Annotated in this window: 11 protein-coding genes; 3 read left to right on the forward strand and 8 right to left on the reverse strand. The window is 50.2% G+C overall.

The window, feature by feature from the left end; all coding sequences use genetic code 11:
- The 4 genes from ACFQ3W_RS21300 to ACFQ3W_RS21315 all read right to left on the reverse strand — a co-directional run.
- Positions 1-1,664 (reverse strand): peptidase U32 family protein (locus ACFQ3W_RS21300; protein WP_379321258.1); only part of this gene is annotated, 1,664 nt, incomplete at its 3' end.
- A gap of 186 nt (positions 1,665-1,850) precedes the next feature.
- Positions 1,851-5,030, reverse strand: coding sequence for a DUF5704 domain-containing protein (locus ACFQ3W_RS21305; RefSeq protein ID WP_379321259.1), 3,180 nt, complete (start codon positions 5,028-5,030; stop codon positions 1,851-1,853).
- A 145-nt stretch (positions 5,031-5,175) separates the two neighbouring features.
- Positions 5,176-6,087, reverse strand: coding sequence for a stalk domain-containing protein (locus tag ACFQ3W_RS21310; protein ID WP_379321260.1), 912 nt, complete (start codon positions 6,085-6,087; stop codon positions 5,176-5,178).
- A 234-nt stretch (positions 6,088-6,321) separates the two neighbouring features.
- Positions 6,322-6,528, reverse strand: coding sequence for a hypothetical protein (locus ACFQ3W_RS21315; protein WP_379321261.1), 207 nt, complete (start codon positions 6,526-6,528; stop codon positions 6,322-6,324).
- 346 nt (positions 6,529-6,874) lie between these two features.
- Between ACFQ3W_RS21315 and ACFQ3W_RS21320 the strand changes: the two genes are divergently transcribed.
- Complete coding sequence (locus tag ACFQ3W_RS21320; protein ID WP_379321262.1) at positions 6,875-8,512, forward strand: nitrite/sulfite reductase; 1,638 nt, start codon at positions 6,875-6,877, stop codon at positions 8,510-8,512.
- 192 nt (positions 8,513-8,704) lie between these two features.
- On the opposite strand, the gene ACFQ3W_RS21325 is transcribed toward ACFQ3W_RS21320, so the two are convergent.
- The 3 genes from ACFQ3W_RS21325 to uvrB all read right to left on the reverse strand — a co-directional run bounded on the left by ACFQ3W_RS21325 (position 8,705) and on the right by uvrB (position 13,917).
- Positions 8,705-8,818 (reverse strand): putative holin-like toxin, encoded by a 114-nt coding sequence (locus ACFQ3W_RS21325; protein WP_379321263.1) that lies wholly within the window; start codon positions 8,816-8,818, stop codon positions 8,705-8,707.
- A gap of 172 nt (positions 8,819-8,990) precedes the next feature.
- Positions 8,991-11,870, reverse strand: a complete 2,880-nt coding sequence (gene uvrA, locus ACFQ3W_RS21330) for an excinuclease ABC subunit UvrA (protein WP_379321264.1) — start codon at positions 11,868-11,870, stop codon at positions 8,991-8,993.
- Between the two features lie 52 nt (positions 11,871-11,922).
- Complete coding sequence (gene uvrB, locus ACFQ3W_RS21335) at positions 11,923-13,917, reverse strand: excinuclease ABC subunit UvrB (RefSeq protein WP_379321265.1); 1,995 nt, start codon at positions 13,915-13,917, stop codon at positions 11,923-11,925.
- A 259-nt stretch (positions 13,918-14,176) separates the two neighbouring features.
- Here uvrB and ACFQ3W_RS21340 point away from each other — a divergent pair, with 259 nt between their 5' ends.
- Together ACFQ3W_RS21340 and ACFQ3W_RS21345 are read left to right on the forward strand one after the other, a co-directional pair.
- A complete protein-coding gene (locus ACFQ3W_RS21340; protein WP_379321266.1) occupies positions 14,177-14,995 on the forward strand; it encodes a flagellar motor protein in 819 nt (272 codons plus the stop codon).
- Positions 14,992-15,861, forward strand: coding sequence for a flagellar motor protein MotB (locus ACFQ3W_RS21345; RefSeq protein ID WP_379321267.1), 870 nt, complete (start codon positions 14,992-14,994; stop codon positions 15,859-15,861). Before ACFQ3W_RS21340 ends, ACFQ3W_RS21345 begins: the two co-directional genes overlap by 4 nt.
- A 555-nt stretch (positions 15,862-16,416) precedes the next feature.
- Here ACFQ3W_RS21345 and ACFQ3W_RS21350 read toward each other — a convergent pair.
- Complete coding sequence (locus ACFQ3W_RS21350; RefSeq protein ID WP_379321321.1) at positions 16,417-17,775, reverse strand: PDZ domain-containing protein; 1,359 nt, start codon at positions 17,773-17,775, stop codon at positions 16,417-16,419.
- Positions 17,776-17,925 lie beyond the last annotated feature (150 nt).

Here is a 17,925-nt window from a genome sequence, read left to right on the forward strand (position 1 = left end):
GGCCCCCCGCCGTGCGCGGGGGCCGACGCCAGCGCCCCGACTGCGTCAGGGGCGCCAACACCCGCCGCCCGTGTCCACACGGGCGGCTTGGGCCGCTCGGCGGCGAGCTGTTCCACCGCTCGCCGCCGAATGCTGTTCAGCTCTCGCATGGGGAGGATCACGTCGCCATGCAGCACCGCGTCCAGCTCCTCGAGCTGGAACACCGTGCCGCCGAGACGCCCGAACTGCTCTTCGAGCAGGCTCGCGTCCATCGGCCGTTTTTGCGCGACCTCGAGCTCAAGCTCCGAGTCGACGCGCACGGTTGTCCCCTTCTGCACATCCGTCCAGAGGGTCGTCAAAAGCCCCCCGGCATGCCCCATCGCCTGGACATGCACCGGGAATACTCGGTACGGCTTCTCCGTTTCGTACGTTTGACGAAGCCGTTTGTCCAGCGCCGGATCGCTTGTCTTCCAGATCCGATCGCCAACATGCACGCGACGCAGATCGACGTCATTACGCCCTGGCACGATATCGACAATCCAGCCCTCGCCGGCCTCGCCCTCCTGCTTCACGCCCTGGCGGCGCAAATCGTAGACGCGCCCGCCTTCTTCTTTTTTCGTCGGATCCCCGGCGTCAAAAACAATCCCGTCTCCGCGCTTCAGCGGCGCCTCCAGCTTGCAGATGACCCCGTCGCGAAGCACCTTCTCGACCCGGCCCAGATACACGCCCCGGCTTTTTGGAAAAGTCCCTTCCACCAGCTTTTTATTGTTCGTACCCTCCAGGAAGCCGTGCGTAAAGCCGCGCGAAAAGCTTTGCTGCAGCTCCCGGATCTCCTCCTTGGAAGGACGCTCTTGATCTCCATCAAAATAACGGTCAATCGCCTTCCGATACTTGCTGACTACATTCGCTACATACTCCGGACTCTTCATCCGGCCTTCGATTTTAAACGAGGTCACGCCCGCTTCGATCAGCTCCGGCATGATGTCGATCGCTGCCAGGTCCTTCGGCGACAGCAAGTAGGCGACATCCCCCATCGGCTTCTGCTCCCCGTCGACCATCAAGTCATACGGCAGCCGGCACGCCTGCGCACACTCACCGCGGTTAGCGGAGCGTCCGCCCCACATTTCCGACGTCAGACATTGACCGGAATACGATACGCAAATCGCCCCGTGCACAAAAACCTCCATCGGCAGCTTCGCCTGCTCCCCGATGATTTGGATCTGTTTCAGGTTATTTTCACGTCCAAGCACTACGCGCTCCATGTTCCACGGTTTGACGAACTCCACCGCCTCCGGCGAAGTAATCGTCATCTGAGTCGAGCCGTGAATTGGAAAATCCGGCGAGATTTCTCGGATCATTTTCACGAGTCCCAGGTCCTGCACGATCACCGCATCCACACCGCCACCGATGCAGGCATCAATCAGCTCCCGCGCGTCCTTCAGCTCGTCCTCAAATACAAGAATGTTAAACGTCAAAAAACCCTTCACACCATAGCTGTGCAAAAAAGCCATAATCTCCGGCAGCTCGTCCATCCGAAAATTGTTCGCCCGGGCCCGGGCATTAAACTTCTCCACGCCGAAAAATATCGCGTCCGCCCCATTCGCCACCGCCGCCCGCATGCAATCCCAGTCGCCGGCCGGTGCAAGCAGCTCTACGTCCTGCCTTGTTAATGCCGTCTTGCTCATTTATATCCTCCCAATAAACCCTTTGCGGATTTATTCACTCATTTAAATTTTAGATTCCCGTAACTTATTTATTTTAGCAGACATTGCCCCGGGACTCTAGTTTTAGAAATGTCCTTCAGCAAGAAAAAAATACCGAGCCACTCACCCTAAGTTTCAGGGCATGTACTCGGCAATTCAAAAGCATGCTTAATGCGTCACCATGGACCGAAAATCGCCCCGGCTCGACTTGTCCGCGTGATAGAACACAACATCCCCGTCACGCAAAGAAAAGGTTCGTCCATAGGGATCCCGCACGGTTCGCGCAAATCCCTCCATTCCATGCCACTGATTCATCAGCGGCCCATGGATATATTGGAGATAAGGGCTGCTGATCTCCCCATTTCGGACCGTTTCGATGTTGAAGTTGACGACAATGTATCCGTTTTTGAGAAAAACCGGAGACTTGTCGGTTAATCCGCCATGCGTCCGCCCGTATTCAGCCACATTCGTCCCCGCAGCAACCGCATATAGGTCGGATGGCAGACTATACTCGCCGTACCACTTTTGCTCGGCTGCATTTACGCGCGCCTGATCAACACCAGAGGGAATGCCTTCTTTTGGCCCGATCAACGTACGAACTCCCTCCGGCAGTCTTAACCGGCTAAAGCTCCCTACCGACGTTTTTTGCTTAGACCATTTTTGAATAAAATTTTGTACAAACTGACCTCGTCCGATCCCCGCCACCTGATTAAACGTATATTCATGGTCATACTTGTACAACGCCGTGTCGGTCAATTCCTCCGTAGGCACATTTCGCAGCCGCTCATTTAAAATGACATAACGCTGCACCTTGTCAGCGGCAGATCCTATTTTCACAAATTTGCTGCTGCCGGTGTTGTAATACAAATCGACGGCAACTCTTTTGCCGGTGGAAGCACTAATAAAATCAAACGCAGGCGTGATCACAATTTGATCCTGCGGGCCGAACATGTTTCCTTTCGTTTTGAGGTCGAATTTGAAATGATACCCCGTTTTGATCACGGCGTTTTTGTACAGCGGGTGACTTCCCGGTCGAATGGGAAGTGTGTATCTGGCAGCATTCCCGCGCACGGCTCCGTCGATTCCGTTTTGCCCCACCCAATAGGACGTTCCGATGGGGACACTGCTCCCCGGCTTCACTCGAAACACACTCTCCCAGTTGTAGTCGGCAATGTCGGTGATCCGAAAATCGTACACGCGCCCGATGGCATCCACGGAAACCGTATCATAGGCGATATGGTGAGTAAGATCCAGGTTGGCATTCGTTTGCTGCGTTGCTCCGGCAGGCGCGTTATGCGCAATCGTGCGAAACTCGACGTTATAAAAACCTTCATCCACCCACACTGGCAGGAAAAAGGTGAACGACTCCTTGGACTTGTCCACTTCTATCCAGGTATTTTTCGGATAAAAAGTTGTCTTTGATCCATCGTACACATCAAACGGAAACCGCACCTGCTTGCTGCCTATATACTTGAGATAGTTTCGATTCCCATATCCGAGGTAATTCGTGTGCTGCCCGCTGTTCGGCATCTCTACCGTAAACGGGCGATCAAGAATAATTGCTGATCTTCCCGCAGCCGGCTTCGTTTTCTGATTATGCGCTTGGTCGTCCGATACGCTCGGATAAATGACAACCGGGGTATGTACCGTCACAGAGTTGATGCCGTAGATCGGAAAACTTTTATCAGCCCCACCGTTAATACTGCCGCTCATCACCCCGTAATAAATCGTCCCGGAGCTAGTTTGATTGGCTTTATTCGTCTTGCTGAGCGGGATGACATTCCCCGGGCTGTAAAGCACATTCTGGCCAATTTGCGACGCCACCGGAATTTGTCCGGGTCTTGGTCCTTTCTCTTCCGTTTCCGCTCCGCTCATTGTGGTGCCTCCGTTAAAAGTAAGCGTATCGTTCTTGACCTTTACTTTTTTCACCTCATCTTGAGCAAAAGATTCCAGATTTTCTCCGGACACATCGGGTCTCTCCTTCCCACCTGATTTACTGCCTGGCGGCGCTTCTACAGTGGTGGAGGGAGATGGCGGCGTAAATCCGCCCGATTTGGCCGTGGCATAACTAGGCGGTGTATACCCGTTAGGCTGAATCCGAATCCCATTGCCTTCAAAAGCATAATTTTGCAAAGCAGCTTCGTTAATTTGGTAAACCTCCAGGTTATCGATCACCCAGAACGAGTAATCGCGCTCTACAGGGTACGACTTCGTAACCGTCTCGGTATCTGTCTGCGGATCCGGAACGGTTCGAGGTTTTTTGTCGGGTCCAATTTCAGTTTTACCGGGGTCCCAGGTCAACGTATATGTCCGATTTACTGTGATGTTATATGTACACTTGCCGCTCATTTCCACAAACTTGTTTTGGTGAAGATAACTTTTGGCCAAAACATTACCGTACAAGCTCTCCGATGTCGGAATCCCGTCCAACACGTTAAACCGCTCACCCCCCCGGCTGTCCGCCTTGATTACAGCGCTGACGCCCGGGTCATTCAGCGGAACGTCGATGACGTTACCGCTGGGGGTTGGCCTCGTGCACCCACTTGTAGGAGTATCTGGTGGCCCACCCTTTTTATCGTAGTAAAAATATACATAGTAAATTGGAAAATCCCCGTTATACGTAAACCCCGGCGGATCTCCTGTCGCATTAGGCCCACCAACCGGTTCTTTTTGTGTGCTTTTTTGATAGCCTTTGTATTCGTAATTCATTGTTCCAGGCGTATGAGTATACGAGTACGGTCGATCATTCACCAATTTTTCCGTGCGATCAGTAAAGCTCTCTATCCCATCTAAAGATTGACCAGTTGTTGTAAAGTGCTTAATGATGGCTTGGCCTTCAAGAGGTTCTAATTCTGCTTTAAAAAGGATAGGAAAATAAAAACGGTACCCACGTACTCCATCCGATAATCCAGTAGTATCAAGTTCTTCTGGTCTCTCTCCATCTAAAGTAAAAGATTCATTTATCGTAATTGTTGCTGTGTCTGTCCCTAAACCTCTTTTTCCTTTAATGGCTACCGAATTAACGTTGGCAAAAGTTGATTGAAGCTGAGACCAGGTTGCACCATACCTTGCATACTTGAACATCTTATTTACCCATTCCGAGCTTTCTCCAGGAACGATAGGTTGATTAAACTTTGTTGCTATAATTGACTTTATCTTCCTCCCAGAATAGATCATTTGATATTCCCAATCGTAATGAGCTTCCGCCATTGTTGATCCGATTTCTAGCTTCTCACCAGTATATGGATCCTCAATATATATACCAGCGGAATTTGTCCATACATCGGCATATCCCATACCAACGGAATAATAAGTGTTCTCCTCTTGTTCACTTTTTGTCCACTGCAAAATAACTGGACCTTTTACACCCGCAGCTGCTTGTGTTACTTGTCCTTTGGTTGTTATAAGTAGCAGGCATATTATTAATAAAGAAAGCACGGCTCTTTTCTTATAACTCACACTATTTCCACACTCCCTGAGCTTATTTGAACACTTATTTAAATGGATTTGAAATCAAATGTATACTGTCATCTTCTAAGTAAGGAGGAAAAAAGAAATAATCGATATTTTTAATAGAATAATTTTTCCAATTTTTATCTTGATAAATTACATTGTCTCCTGGGCTTTTTATTCTAAATTGGGCGATTTTCGTACCGTCAGATTGTTCGATAATATGACCTGTTCTTGAGCGTATATCACCGTTCCCACTTAGAAAGTACATAACAAGTTTTTTAGGTCCTTTATATCTAACCCTTACTCCATAGTTTTCACTATCTGTCACCATCCACATGTTTAAAAACGTTATTTCTTTGAAATATGTAGGCATTGTTTCATGAGAAACTACCCTGACATCAGTAAACTTTTTATCAATAGCTACCAACATATCCTCTGCACCATGAAAGTAATTCTTATACGACTCGATTTTCTGCAATTTTGTAACCTCAGTTATATCCGGAACTTTTTGATTTCCTATCCAAACCCAATTCCCCACCTGATCCCAGCTAACTGCTTCCCCGAGATTCTCGCTCACAAACCGCAGCGGTACATAAGTTCTTCCTTTGACTGCCTTCGCTTCGGCATCCATCGTTACGATTTTACCGTCAACGGCTGCCTCTCTACTCCCAAGTGTGAGCTCAATGGATTTTCCCGCTTTTTGATAGGAGACGGATTTTCCGGAAAACGCCACCTTTGCACCTAATGCTTCCCCAATACCCCGGAGCGGAACTTGGACACGCCCGTTTTCTGAAACTGGGTCGCCTCCTTGGAACTTGACCTTTCTCCCGTCAACTAGTACAGCCAATTTGGGACTCCCTACGATTTTTTTACTATCCGCTTTTGCGGAGCCCGTTTGCAGCATACTGAAAGCGATAATCCCGCATAGCAGTAAGGCAGGTACTTTTCTCATAAAAATCAAACCTCTTCTCTACTTAAATTTTTGAAAAAATAGGCATCCTTTCTTATTCGCTACGACTTTCGCCTCAACCTCCTTCTATATTACTAATTTGATAATATAATCCATTTTCAGCGACACAAAAAAGCACACCTCAACCAATCGATTACCGATGGTCAAGGTGTGCTTCACCTTTTTGTATTATACACTAGTTCCTGATTCAAACGGAAGTAATATGTAAGCAAGCAATTAAAACCAGGATTTGATCATGACGGCATCCGAAGCCAAAAAGACGAGCAGGCTGATGATTCCGAAGCCGATGGCAAATAAGTTTTTCTTCGGACGTTCAACCAGCAGGCGTACCACACCGATAAAAATAATTACGGTGAACAGAATCATAAAAATATCGAAACTGTTGAATTTCGTTGCCGTTTCTCCCGCCGCGGCGAGCAGCATCGCGAACCCTCCTTTTTGTATAAACGGATATACACATCTCCTTATATGTTATCTTCCCCACTGGCTGGATGCAAGAGGAAAGACAAACTTTTGTCAAAAAAATCAACCTAATTCTGTCCGTCCGGTTAATTATGCTGGATGTAATGTGATTAATTACATTGACATTGTCATTATTATCTTGACTTTCAACTCTCATAAACAAGACTTATATTTAATTGCGTGTATCTATGTTTACGCTGGTGAGGAACTATGGTACCATAATCATATTATATCATAGTTAAATAGTCGGATTTATAGATTTGATGATACTAGTGCATCGCATATCAATAAAAGGAGGCAAAAACGTATGGCTTATGAACCGATATGGGCCGCTGAGCCGGACAAATTGAACAAGTTCGAATTCGTTAAGCTGGAGAAGGACGGATTGGATGTCATCCGCACGATCATTGAGGAATATGCGCAAAAAGGATACGATTCGATTCCGGCGGACGATATGGATCGGTTCAAATGGGCTGGCGTCTATCAGCAAAAGCCAAAAGATGGGCACTTCATGATGCGCGTGCGCATCAACACCGGGATATTGAACAGTCGCCAGGCACGCGCTCTTGCGGAGATTTCTAAGCTGTATGGACGGGATCTCATTGACGTAACCACGCGTCAGGCGATTCAGTTCCACTGGCTGCGGGTAGAGCATTTACCGGATATTTTTAAACGGCTGGAGGATGTGGGCTTATACTCCTATGAAGCCTGTGGAGACTGCCCGCGTACGATTGTCGGCAACCCTCTTGCCGGAATCGACAAGCATGAGCTTATCGACACGACGGGGATTGTCGAAGAGGTGAACAGCTTCTTTTTACTTAACCGGGACTTCTCCAACCTGCCGCGCAAGTATAAAATGTCGATTTCATCGAATATATACAACAACGCCCAGGCGGAAATCAACGATTTGGCCCTCACTCCTGCCGTGAAAGTGATTGACGGTGAGGAAGTGATCGGTTTCCATGCGATGGTAGGAGGCGGCTTATCAGCCAAACCTCATTTGGCAAAACCGCTTGATATTTTTATCAGACCGGAAGAAGTGCTCAAGGTAGCTATTGGTGTAACGACTATATTCCGAGATTACGGCTATCGCGAAAAGCGGCATCATGCGCGGTTGAAATTTCTTGTCGCGGACTGGGGCCCTGAAAAGTTTAAGGAAAAATTGATCGAGCTAGTTGGAGAACTGCCTTCGCGCGGGGAAGACAAAACGGTGGGTTGGCAAGCCGCCTATTTTGACGGCGTACATCCGCAAAAGCAAGCTGGGCTTAACTACATCGGATTGAACGTGCCGATCGGCCGGTTAAATGCAGAGGAATTGATTCAGCTCGCCGATGTGGCTGACGAGTACGGGGAAGGCTTGATTCGGACCACGATGTCGCAAAATATTTTGATCAGCGGTATCCCGGACAGCAAATTGGAGGATGCACTCCTAGCTCCGGTGCTTCGTCGTCTATCCCCTTATCCGAAACATTTCACGAGTCGGACGGTCTCCTGCACAGGCAACGAATTTTGCAATCTCGCCATCGTGGAAACGAAAAACCGGGCTGCGCGAGTAGCTGAGTATTTAGATAACCATATCGAACTGGATGAGAAGGTACGCATCCACTTTATTGGCTGTCCGAATGCCTGCGGTCATAAGCATATTGCGGATATCGGCCTGCAGGGGTCACTCGTTAAAACGGCCGAGGGCATGGTGGATGCGTTTGATATTGCAATAGGCGGTACGCTTGGCGGCGGCGATAACGGCCCGAAAGCACAATTCACCCAAAACCTGAAAGGCCGCGTGAAAGGTGACCAGGTTGCGCAGGTTCTGGAACAACTGATCCTGTTCTACAAAGAAAATCGAACCGAAGCCGAAGCCTTCCATGATTTCGTACTGCGTGTAGGAGTCCCAGCATTCCAAGAGAAGCTGAATGACATTTTGGGTGCCGGGATCGCGTCGTGACGAACGGAATTGTATAAATACACGAGCTCTTTAAATTCCCACGTTTCTTGTGATATTATGGAGGCAGAAGGATATATTAAAAAAGAGTGAAGATGCGCGAACATCTCCACTCGGCAACAGCCGCTTTTAAGGGCGGTAGGCAGTCAAAGGTTTTGTCTATGAAATAGACCGGATACCTTCACCTGGTGCGGTCTATTTCTTTTTGCTTTGGTTTAATGCTATGACGATGGTAACAACTAGTCCAATTAGCGCAACAATGAGAGCACCAAAACTAATCATCAACGTCAGAGCATCTTTTACCTCCACAGGCATCACCTCCTTACTAGGAGACTAGCCGACCGCCCATCTTTGCCTATACTGTTGTTAGGTTAATTGTACCATATTTTGTATATAGTACCTACTCAATCAAAAAGGCAGTTCCTGATCCGATCACATTCAGGAAACTGCCTTTTTTACTATAAAAGATACTTTACCGAGATTAACAAACTTCTCGGCTGTCTACTTCCAATCCCTCAAGCTCCGATGTACGCTTTGTGTCACGCTCCAGGACCGGTGCCAGGTAACGGCCGGTATAGGATTCTTCCACCCGTACGACTTCTTCTGGCGTGCCTGTAGCGATGATCGTCCCGCCCCCGCTTCCGCCTTCGGGACCTAGGTCGATGAGATAGTCCGCCGTCTTGATTACATCGAGGTTATGCTCGATTACAAGGACCGTCTCTCCACTATCGACAAGGCGATGCAGCACCTTAAGCAGCCGATCTATGTCATCGACGTGAAGTCCAGTAGTCGGTTCATCCAGGATGTAAATCGTCTTACCGGTACTGCGGCGGTAAAGCTCGGAAGCCAGTTTCACGCGCTGCGCTTCCCCACCGGATAACGTTGTTGCCGGCTGGCCTAACTTAATGTAGCCCAAGCCAACGTCAAGCAGGGTTTGCAGCTTACGATGGATTTTGGGGATGTTTTGGAAAAACTCCGTCGAATCCTCCACCGTCATCTCCAGAACCTCTGCAATGCTCTTATTTTTGTACTTGACCTCTAGCGTTTCCCGGTTGTACCGGTTCCCTTTACATACTTCGCAAGGGACATACACGTCCGGAAGGAAGTGCATCTCGATCTTGATAATTCCGTCACCCCGGCACGCTTCACAGCGACCGCCTTTAATGTTGAAACTAAAGCGCCCTTTCTTGTAGCCGCGGACCTTCGCTTCGTTAGTCTGCGAGAACAAGTCCCGAATGTCGTCAAACACACCGGTATAGGTCGCTGGGTTAGAACGTGGCGTCCGTCCGATCGGAGACTGGTCGATGTCGACTACCTTGTCCACATGCTCTAGCCCTTTTATCTCCTTGTATTGTCCAGGGCGGACTTTTGCTTTATTCAGATCACGTGCCAGAGTCTTGTAGAGAATTTCGTTCACCAGCGTGGATTTACCCGAACCGGACACCCCGGTTACCGCTGCGAATACGCCAATTGGAAATTTGACGTTGATATTCTTCAAGTTGTTCTCTTTGGCGCCCTTGACCTCAAGCCACCGGCCATCCGGCTGGCGACGCTCCACAGGAACCGGAATGAACTTCTTACCGCTTAGGTATTGTCCGGTCAATGACCGAGGATCGTTCATCACTTCCTGCGGCGTACCTTGAGAGATCACTTCCCCACCATGAATACCTGCACCGGGTCCAATGTCTATAATATAATCGGCAGCCAGCATCGTATCCTCATCATGCTCAACGACGATCAGTGTGTTGCCGATATCGCGCATATGGGCCAGCGTAGAAATCAAACGGTCGTTATCCCGCTGATGCAAGCCGATGCTGGGCTCATCAAGAATATACAAAACGCCCATCAAACTGGAGCCGATCTGCGTCGCCAGTCGAATACGCTGGGCTTCACCCCCGGATAGCGTTCCGGCGGCGCGGCTGAGCGTCAAATACTCCAGTCCCACATTCACCAGAAAACCAAGTCGACTGTTGATTTCTTTCAAGATCATATGGGCGATCGTCGTCTCTTTCTCGCTTAGGGTCAAATGGTTGAAAAAGTCCTGCGCTTCTCCGATCGACAGCGCCGTGACATATGCCATATTTTGACTGTTGATCGTAACAGCCAAGCTTTCCTTCTTCAAACGATTACCTTTACAGGTACCGCATGGTTTGGAACCCATGTACTCCTCAATATACTCACGGATTCCTTCCGAGTTCGTTTCGCGATAACGGCGTTCCAAGTTAGGGATAATGCCTTCAAATGTCACGTACGCATCTTTACTCATACCGAAGTCGTTCTGGTAGCGGAAACGAATCTTAGTATCGCCGGTTCCATACAACAACTTGTCCATCTGTTCCTTCGTCAGCTCCGAGACCGGAACATTCCGCGGAATACCGTAATGCTCGCACACAGACTTCAGAAACTGTGGATAGTAATTGGACATACCGCCCGCCCAAGCCTCAAAGGCACCTTCTTCAATGCTCTTCGACTTATCGGGAATGAGCAAATCCGGGTCGATAATCATTTTGACGCCGAGCCCGTCACACTCCGGACAGGCCCCAAACGGGCTGTTGAATGAGAACATACGAGGCGACAGCTCATCCATGCTGAACCCGCAGATCGGGCAGGCAAAATTCGAACTAAACCGCAGCTCTTCCTGCCCGATAATATCGACGAGGATTTGACCATCCGACATTTTGAGGGCCGTCTCGATCGAGTCTGCGAGGCGGCTGCGAACATCCTCTTTGACCACGATCCGGTCGACAATAACCTCAATGGAATGCTTCTTATTCTTTTCCAATTCAATATTCTCTGACAAGTCACGCTGCTCGCCATCGATCCGAACACGCACAAATCCCTGCTTGGCAATTTCGCTCAATAGGCTCTTGTGCTCGCCCTTCTTACCGGAAATGACTGGGGACAAGATTTGCAATTTCGTTCTTTCCGGGTACTGCATAATGCGATCAACCATTTGCTCGACCGTCTGGGATGTGATTTCGATCCCATGCTCCGGACAGTGAGGATGACCTACCCGTGCAAATAGCAAACGCAGGTAGTCGTAAATTTCGGTTACCGTTCCTACTGTGGAACGAGGGTTACGGCTTGTCGTCTTCTGATCGATAGAAATCGCTGGAGACAAGCCTTCGATTGAGTCAACGTCCGGTTTCTCCATCTGTCCTAAAAATTGCCGTGCATATGCGGATAGAGATTCCACATAGCGCCGCTGCCCTTCCGCGTAAATCGTATCAAACGCAAGCGACGATTTGCCGGAACCGCTCAGCCCCGTCAACACCACAAAACGATCCCGTGGAATCGTGATATCGATGTTTTTCAAATTGTGTGCCCTTGCTCCCTTGATAACTATGTTCTCAATGGCCAATCGGTTCATCTCCTTCAAAAGGTACCTCTACTTATTGTTTACTACTATATATTTACTCCGCCTTGAGCTCCAGCATCGCATCACGCAGCTCGGCTGCACGTTCGAATTGCAGGTTCTTGGCGGCTTCTTTCATCTCGGCTTCTAAACGAGCAATGACCTTCTCACGGTCTCGTTTCGACATTTTTCCTTTAGACACATCGGTCAAATACTCAGCCTTACTTTCGGCCACTCGCGTCGCTTCAATGACATCGCGTATTTTTTTGCGAATCGTCTGCGGCGTGATGCCGTGTTTCTCGTTATAAGCGATCTGTATGCTGCGGCGCCGCTCGGTTTCCTTAATCGCCTTATCCATCGACTCCGTTATATTGTCGCCGTACATCAACACTCTACCTTCGGAGTTCCGGGCAGCCCGCCCGATCGTCTGGATGAGCGAACGCTCTGAACGAAGGAAGCCCTCCTTATCCGCATCCAAAATTGCCACGAGGGATACCTCTGGCAAATCCAGACCTTCACGCAGCAAGTTGATCCCCACCAGCACATGGAACGTACCAAGGCGTAAATCGCGCAAAATACTCATCCGCTCCAGTGTTTTGATGTCCGAGTGCAAATAGCGAACCTTGATGCCGACTTCCTTCAAATAATCCGTCAAATCCTCGGCCATCTTCTTGGTCAGCGTAGTGACGAGCACACGCTCATCCTTAGCAATGCGATCACGGATTTCTCCGATCAAGTCATCGATTTGCCCTTTCGTTGGCCGTACCTCTATAACAGGATCAAGCAGGCCTGTCGGACGAATGATCTGCTGCACCATCGTGTTGCAGTGCTCCAGCTCATAAGGTCCTGGCGTCGCCGATACGTAGATCAGCTGATCCGCTTTGCCCTCAAATTCCTCAAACTTGAGCGGCCGATTATCGAGCGCTGACGGGAGCCGGAAACCATGTTCCACAAGCACCGTCTTACGCGCCTGGTCACCGTTATACATCGCCCGGATTTGCGGCAGCGTCACGTGAGATTCATCGATCACGATCAGCATATCATCAGGAAAATAGTCCATCAGCGTGTACGGAGTTGCTCCCCGCTCCCGAAAAGTAAGCGGACCGGAATAGTTTTCGATCCCGGAGCAGAAGCCAACCTCCTTCATCATTTCAATATCATAACGTGTTCGCTGCTCAAGCCGTTGTGCTTCCAGGAGCTTCCCCTTGGAACGGAACTCTTCCAGCCGCTCCTCCAGTTCCCGCTCGATGTTCTTGATAGCGACCCGCATCGTCTCCTCCTGCGTCACAAAGTGAGACGCCGGGAATATTGCCACGTGTTCGCGTTCGCCAACCAATTCACCGGTCAGCACATCGATCTCCGTGATACGTTCGATCTCATCACCAAAAAACTCAACCCGGATCGCATGCTCACCCTTGGAGGCAGGAAATATTTCTAATACATCTCCACGTACACGGAACGTCCCGCGCACGAAGTTGATGTCGTTTCGCTGATACTGTATATCCACCAGCCGGCTCAATATCTGATTACGTGGCTTCTCCATTCCGATCCGAAGCGACAGCACCAAATTACGGTATTCTATCGGAGAACCGAGACCGTAAATACACGATACGCTGGCCACAATAATTACATCTCGTCGCTCAAATAAAGCACTGGTAGCCGAGTGGCGCAGTTTATCGATCTCTTCATTGATGCTGGAATCTTTCTCGATGTAGGTGTCTGAGGAAGGAATGTAGGCTTCTGGCTGGTAATAATCGTAGTAACTGACGAAGTAATCTACCGAATTGTTGGGGAAAAACTCTTTAAACTCACTCGCCAGCTGCGCGGCAAGCGTCTTGTTATGGGCGATGACAAGGGTTGGTCTGCCAAGCTTAGCAATTGTATGGGCGATCGTAAAAGTTTTCCCGGTACCGGTTGCGCCAAGCAAGGTTTGGTGCTTTTTACCACCTAACACGCCCTCAATCAGCTGCCTTACAGCCTCCGGCTGGTCCCCTTGTGGAGAAAACTCGGAGATGAGCTCAAATTTATTATCACTGAATACTATTTCACTCATTGTCCAACATCACCCTATCGTCTAAAATGAAGTACTATAGGAACCGATAACCTGTTTATGAAAGTAAATGAGACCTCTTGCCTCATCATGTCATTGTCATGTGCTATTAACCATGATCGGTCAATATCGCTAAGCATAAACAAACCATATCTATCTCGCAATCCAATGCAAAAATAGGAATGGGTGTTCCCATGTATTATACCTTTTTCATCCCTGAGATGCAAACAGTAAAGTCAAGAATAGGAGTGTACAAATTCATATGGATATCGCGACGCTGCTAGGCATAATTATCGGACTAGCCGCCTTGATAGGCGGGTTTATTTGGGAGGGTGGCCAACTAGGTGGGCTTTTACAGGTGGCTGCAGCCTTGATCGTGTTCGGAGGCACAATAGCTGCCGTAATGATCAGCTTTCCGATCGCCAAATTACGAACCGTACCACGCGCACTTTCCTTCGCCTTTTCCTCAAAAACTCCTGATCCAAGCGAGCTTATCGAGGATATCGTAGGCATGTCAACAACCGCACGACGCGAGGGTGTTCTGGCTTTGGAAAAAAGAGCGGCCGAGCATCAAAATCCGTTTTTGCGGGAAGGGATACAACTCGTCGTTGACGGAACTGAGCGAAACATGGTGCAGCAAATTATGGAGCTAGAAATCGAAGCCTTAGAAAAAAAACACGAAGGCTATGCTAAAATTTTTGAATCAGCCGGTGGCTATGCACCAACGTTTGGGATTATCGGCACAGTCATGGGCCTAATCCACGTGCTCGGCAGTTTAACCGAGCCTACGGCACTCGGTCCATCGATCGCTGTAGCTTTTACGGCTACTTTATATGGTGTCGCTAGTGCAAACCTTATTTTTCTTCCGCTGGCTTCTAAAATCAGAACGCGCAGTGAAGAGGAAATCGATCGCATGGAGCTGATGCTGGAAGGCATCCTTTCGATACAAAATGGAGATCATCCGCTCCTGGTGCGCCGTAAGCTAGACTCATTCTCCGTTAATGCCCGGCGCCTGCTCCATCATGACGACGTCAGTACCGGCACTTCCTTTAGCCCAGACTCCAGGGAGAGCGAGCTATGAGAAAGCTGATGGACCAGGGCCGTATGAAAGGCCCGGAGAACCGATCTAGGCGTGGCCGCCGGCGCAAGACAGCTGGACACGATATGAGAGACCGCTGGATGATTACTTATGCGGATTTGATCACCCTGCTGCTTATTTTTTTCGTAATGATGTATGCGATGAGTCGTTTAGATGTGGAAAAATATGATATCGTCACCCATTCGCTGCAGTCTACCTTCAAAAGCGGGGACTCTTTGCTAGAGGAAGGCACCGGGATCACCGGCTCCGCGGATCGCTTCAATCATAAAAATCCGTCACCTACGGCCAAAGAAGGCAATAACCGGGGTACTGAGCAGCAAGGGAAAGAGAGCAACTCTAACGAAAAGCCGATGACCGAACGCGAGCTGGCATTTCGTAAGCAAGAGGAGCAGTTGCACAACCTCATGGGCCTCATTGAGAAGTATATCAAAGATAATGGCCTAGAAGACCAAATTCGTGTGGCGGACCTGCCGAAAGGAATCTCGATCACACTGAGCGATCGTTTCCTGTTTGATGCCGGGAAAGCCGATCTCAAAAGCGGCTCCGCCAAAACACTTTCCAAGCTGGCTAGTCTATTCTCTACGCTGGATACGGTCATCAGCATCGAAGGCCATACGGACAGCATGCCGATTGGAAGCGCCTCGAAGTTCAAGGACAACTGGGAGCTGTCAGGTGCCAGAGCCTTGTCCGTGCTGCGCTTTTTCATTGACCGGGAGAAGCTCGACCCTGAGCATTTCCAATATGCCGGATACGCCGACACCCGTCCGACAGCCGACAACAAAACCGATGCAGGCCGGCAAAAAAACCGCCGCGTCGAAATCACCGTACTCCGGCAGCTGCAGCAATAGAAAGAAAGCAAACTCCCCGGCACAAAGCGCTTGTGTCGGGGAGTTTTGTATAGAGCTAGCTGGTCAGCCGATAATAAGGGAAATTTTAGGCCCTATTTAGGTGATTTCAGCTCTGGATCACAAAATAGGGGGAAATTATGTACCTATTCTCCACTTCATCCCTGGAAAACTGTCCTTTTGCCTCGTTTTGACGAAAATAGGTCCATAAAATACCCCTATTTCCACGAGAAAAGCTGAAAATTCAAAAATAAGGCCATAATTTTCCCTTATTCTATGTTTCAGCGACGGTAGCGGTAGGCACATATCCGGGCGGCTGGGGGTGGACTGGTGTTGTCTTCAGCCGGCACTTGAATGGGGGAAAGATGTGCATCAGATGTAGAGCAGGGATAAGGAAACGCCGCATATACTGAGGCGGGAAGAGCGGCTGCTGCTATGCGAGCATGCTGCTCCCACGACGGGCATCCTGCGGCAGGCATGCAAAAACCCCCGGACGGGCAGCGTGGCAGCCCGGTCCGGGGGGTTGCTATGGCTCCTGGCGCCCAGCGCGCGGAGCCATCACAGCTTCGCGGCGGCGTCGCCGCCAGCCGCCGCCGAAGCCCCCTCCCGCGCCGCCGCATCCGGCGCGGGTGCACTGCTCGCGGAGCCTTCGCCGCGTTCGGCGCGCGCGCTCCGCTTCGGCCGCAGCAGCTGCAGCAGCGATAGCGGCTGCAGCTTTACCGCCGCCGGCGCAAGCTCGTCCGGCGCGAGAATCGCGCCGAGCTGGTGATGGTCGCCGGCGTAAATCGCGCGCTGGAGGAACTTGCTCTCGCCCGCGAGATTCAGCACCTCCAGCTTGCAAAAGGCCGGGTTGATCCGCAGCGCAGCATGCATATCCTCCTTCGTGGAGACGGGTACGCCGTTGATCTTGGCGATCGTCTCGCCTGCCCGAATGCCCAGCTCCTCTGCAGGGCTTCCCGGAAGCACGGCGAGCACCTTCAGCCCGCCTTGCGGATTCACAAACATCGGACTGCGCTGCTGCTCCTCATACCGGCTGTACCAGATCAGCCCTTCGTGCAGTACGAATGCCGCCAGCGCAGCGAGCAGCATCAGCGGACTCCACCAAGCGGCGAGCAGCGATAGCGCCAATAGAACGCACCCGTAGGCAAGCAGTCGCCCGGAAGAGATGCGTGCTTTATCCTTCGGCAGCAGACCAATCGTCATCTCCGAGAAGCCGATGACGATGGGCAGCGCGATCATCCCAAAGCCGCCCTGCCAGGCATCCCCGCCGAACAGCGGCGTCCATGGCAGCACGCCGCCTGTAGTCTGCGCCGGAATCAACAGAAAGAGCGGCACCGGCCACAGACTTTGCATTTGATAACCCCCGACCAGCTTTCCGCGTTTGCCTTCATAGAAGAGAGGGCCGGCAAACGAGGCTCCCTGCCAGCGGACAAGTAGTCCCTCTGCCAGATGAAGCAGTGCGACCAGACAGAGCAAAGCCGGAATGTCCAGTTCCCGTACGATCCGAACCGCTTCCCCGAGCCAGTCTGTTCCGGTAAACCCGGGGAACAAATTCAACGCAAACTGAATTACCCCCAGCAGCCCTACCGAATAAGCCAGGCATAAGTAGCGGATGCGGAACAACATAAGCACCAGCGTGATCACCCAGATACAAACGATGCCTTCCATCGTCAAATTCATTCCAAGGAAAGCGAAGATGACGGACACCGCAGCACCGGCCGCCAAGCCCGCTAAAGCAGTTCGCCACGTTTGAGCGCCCCAGCCGTGCAGACGCACATGGAACAGCTTCCGCTCCAACACCACTTGTCTGCGGTAGATAAGCGCGATTATCACGAGCGAAATATATAAGAACGGCTGTAATAACAGCTGCGCTCCCGCTTCCGCCAAATTCCACAATCCTTCAAGAATGAGATCCAAGAGATCCTCACGCTCCTTTTTTATAACTATCGTAATCCATGACAGCGTAATATCGATAATCCAATTTATGGGGATAGCGTATACTCTCCCACAGAAATGCGTATTTGTGCAGCGAACGTGCCAAATAGCCAAGAAAAAAGAAGGCTAAAA

The sequence above is a fragment of the Paenibacillus puldeungensis genome (assembly GCF_042678945.1).
Taxonomy (GTDB): domain Bacteria; phylum Bacillota; class Bacilli; order Paenibacillales; family Paenibacillaceae; genus Fontibacillus; species Fontibacillus puldeungensis.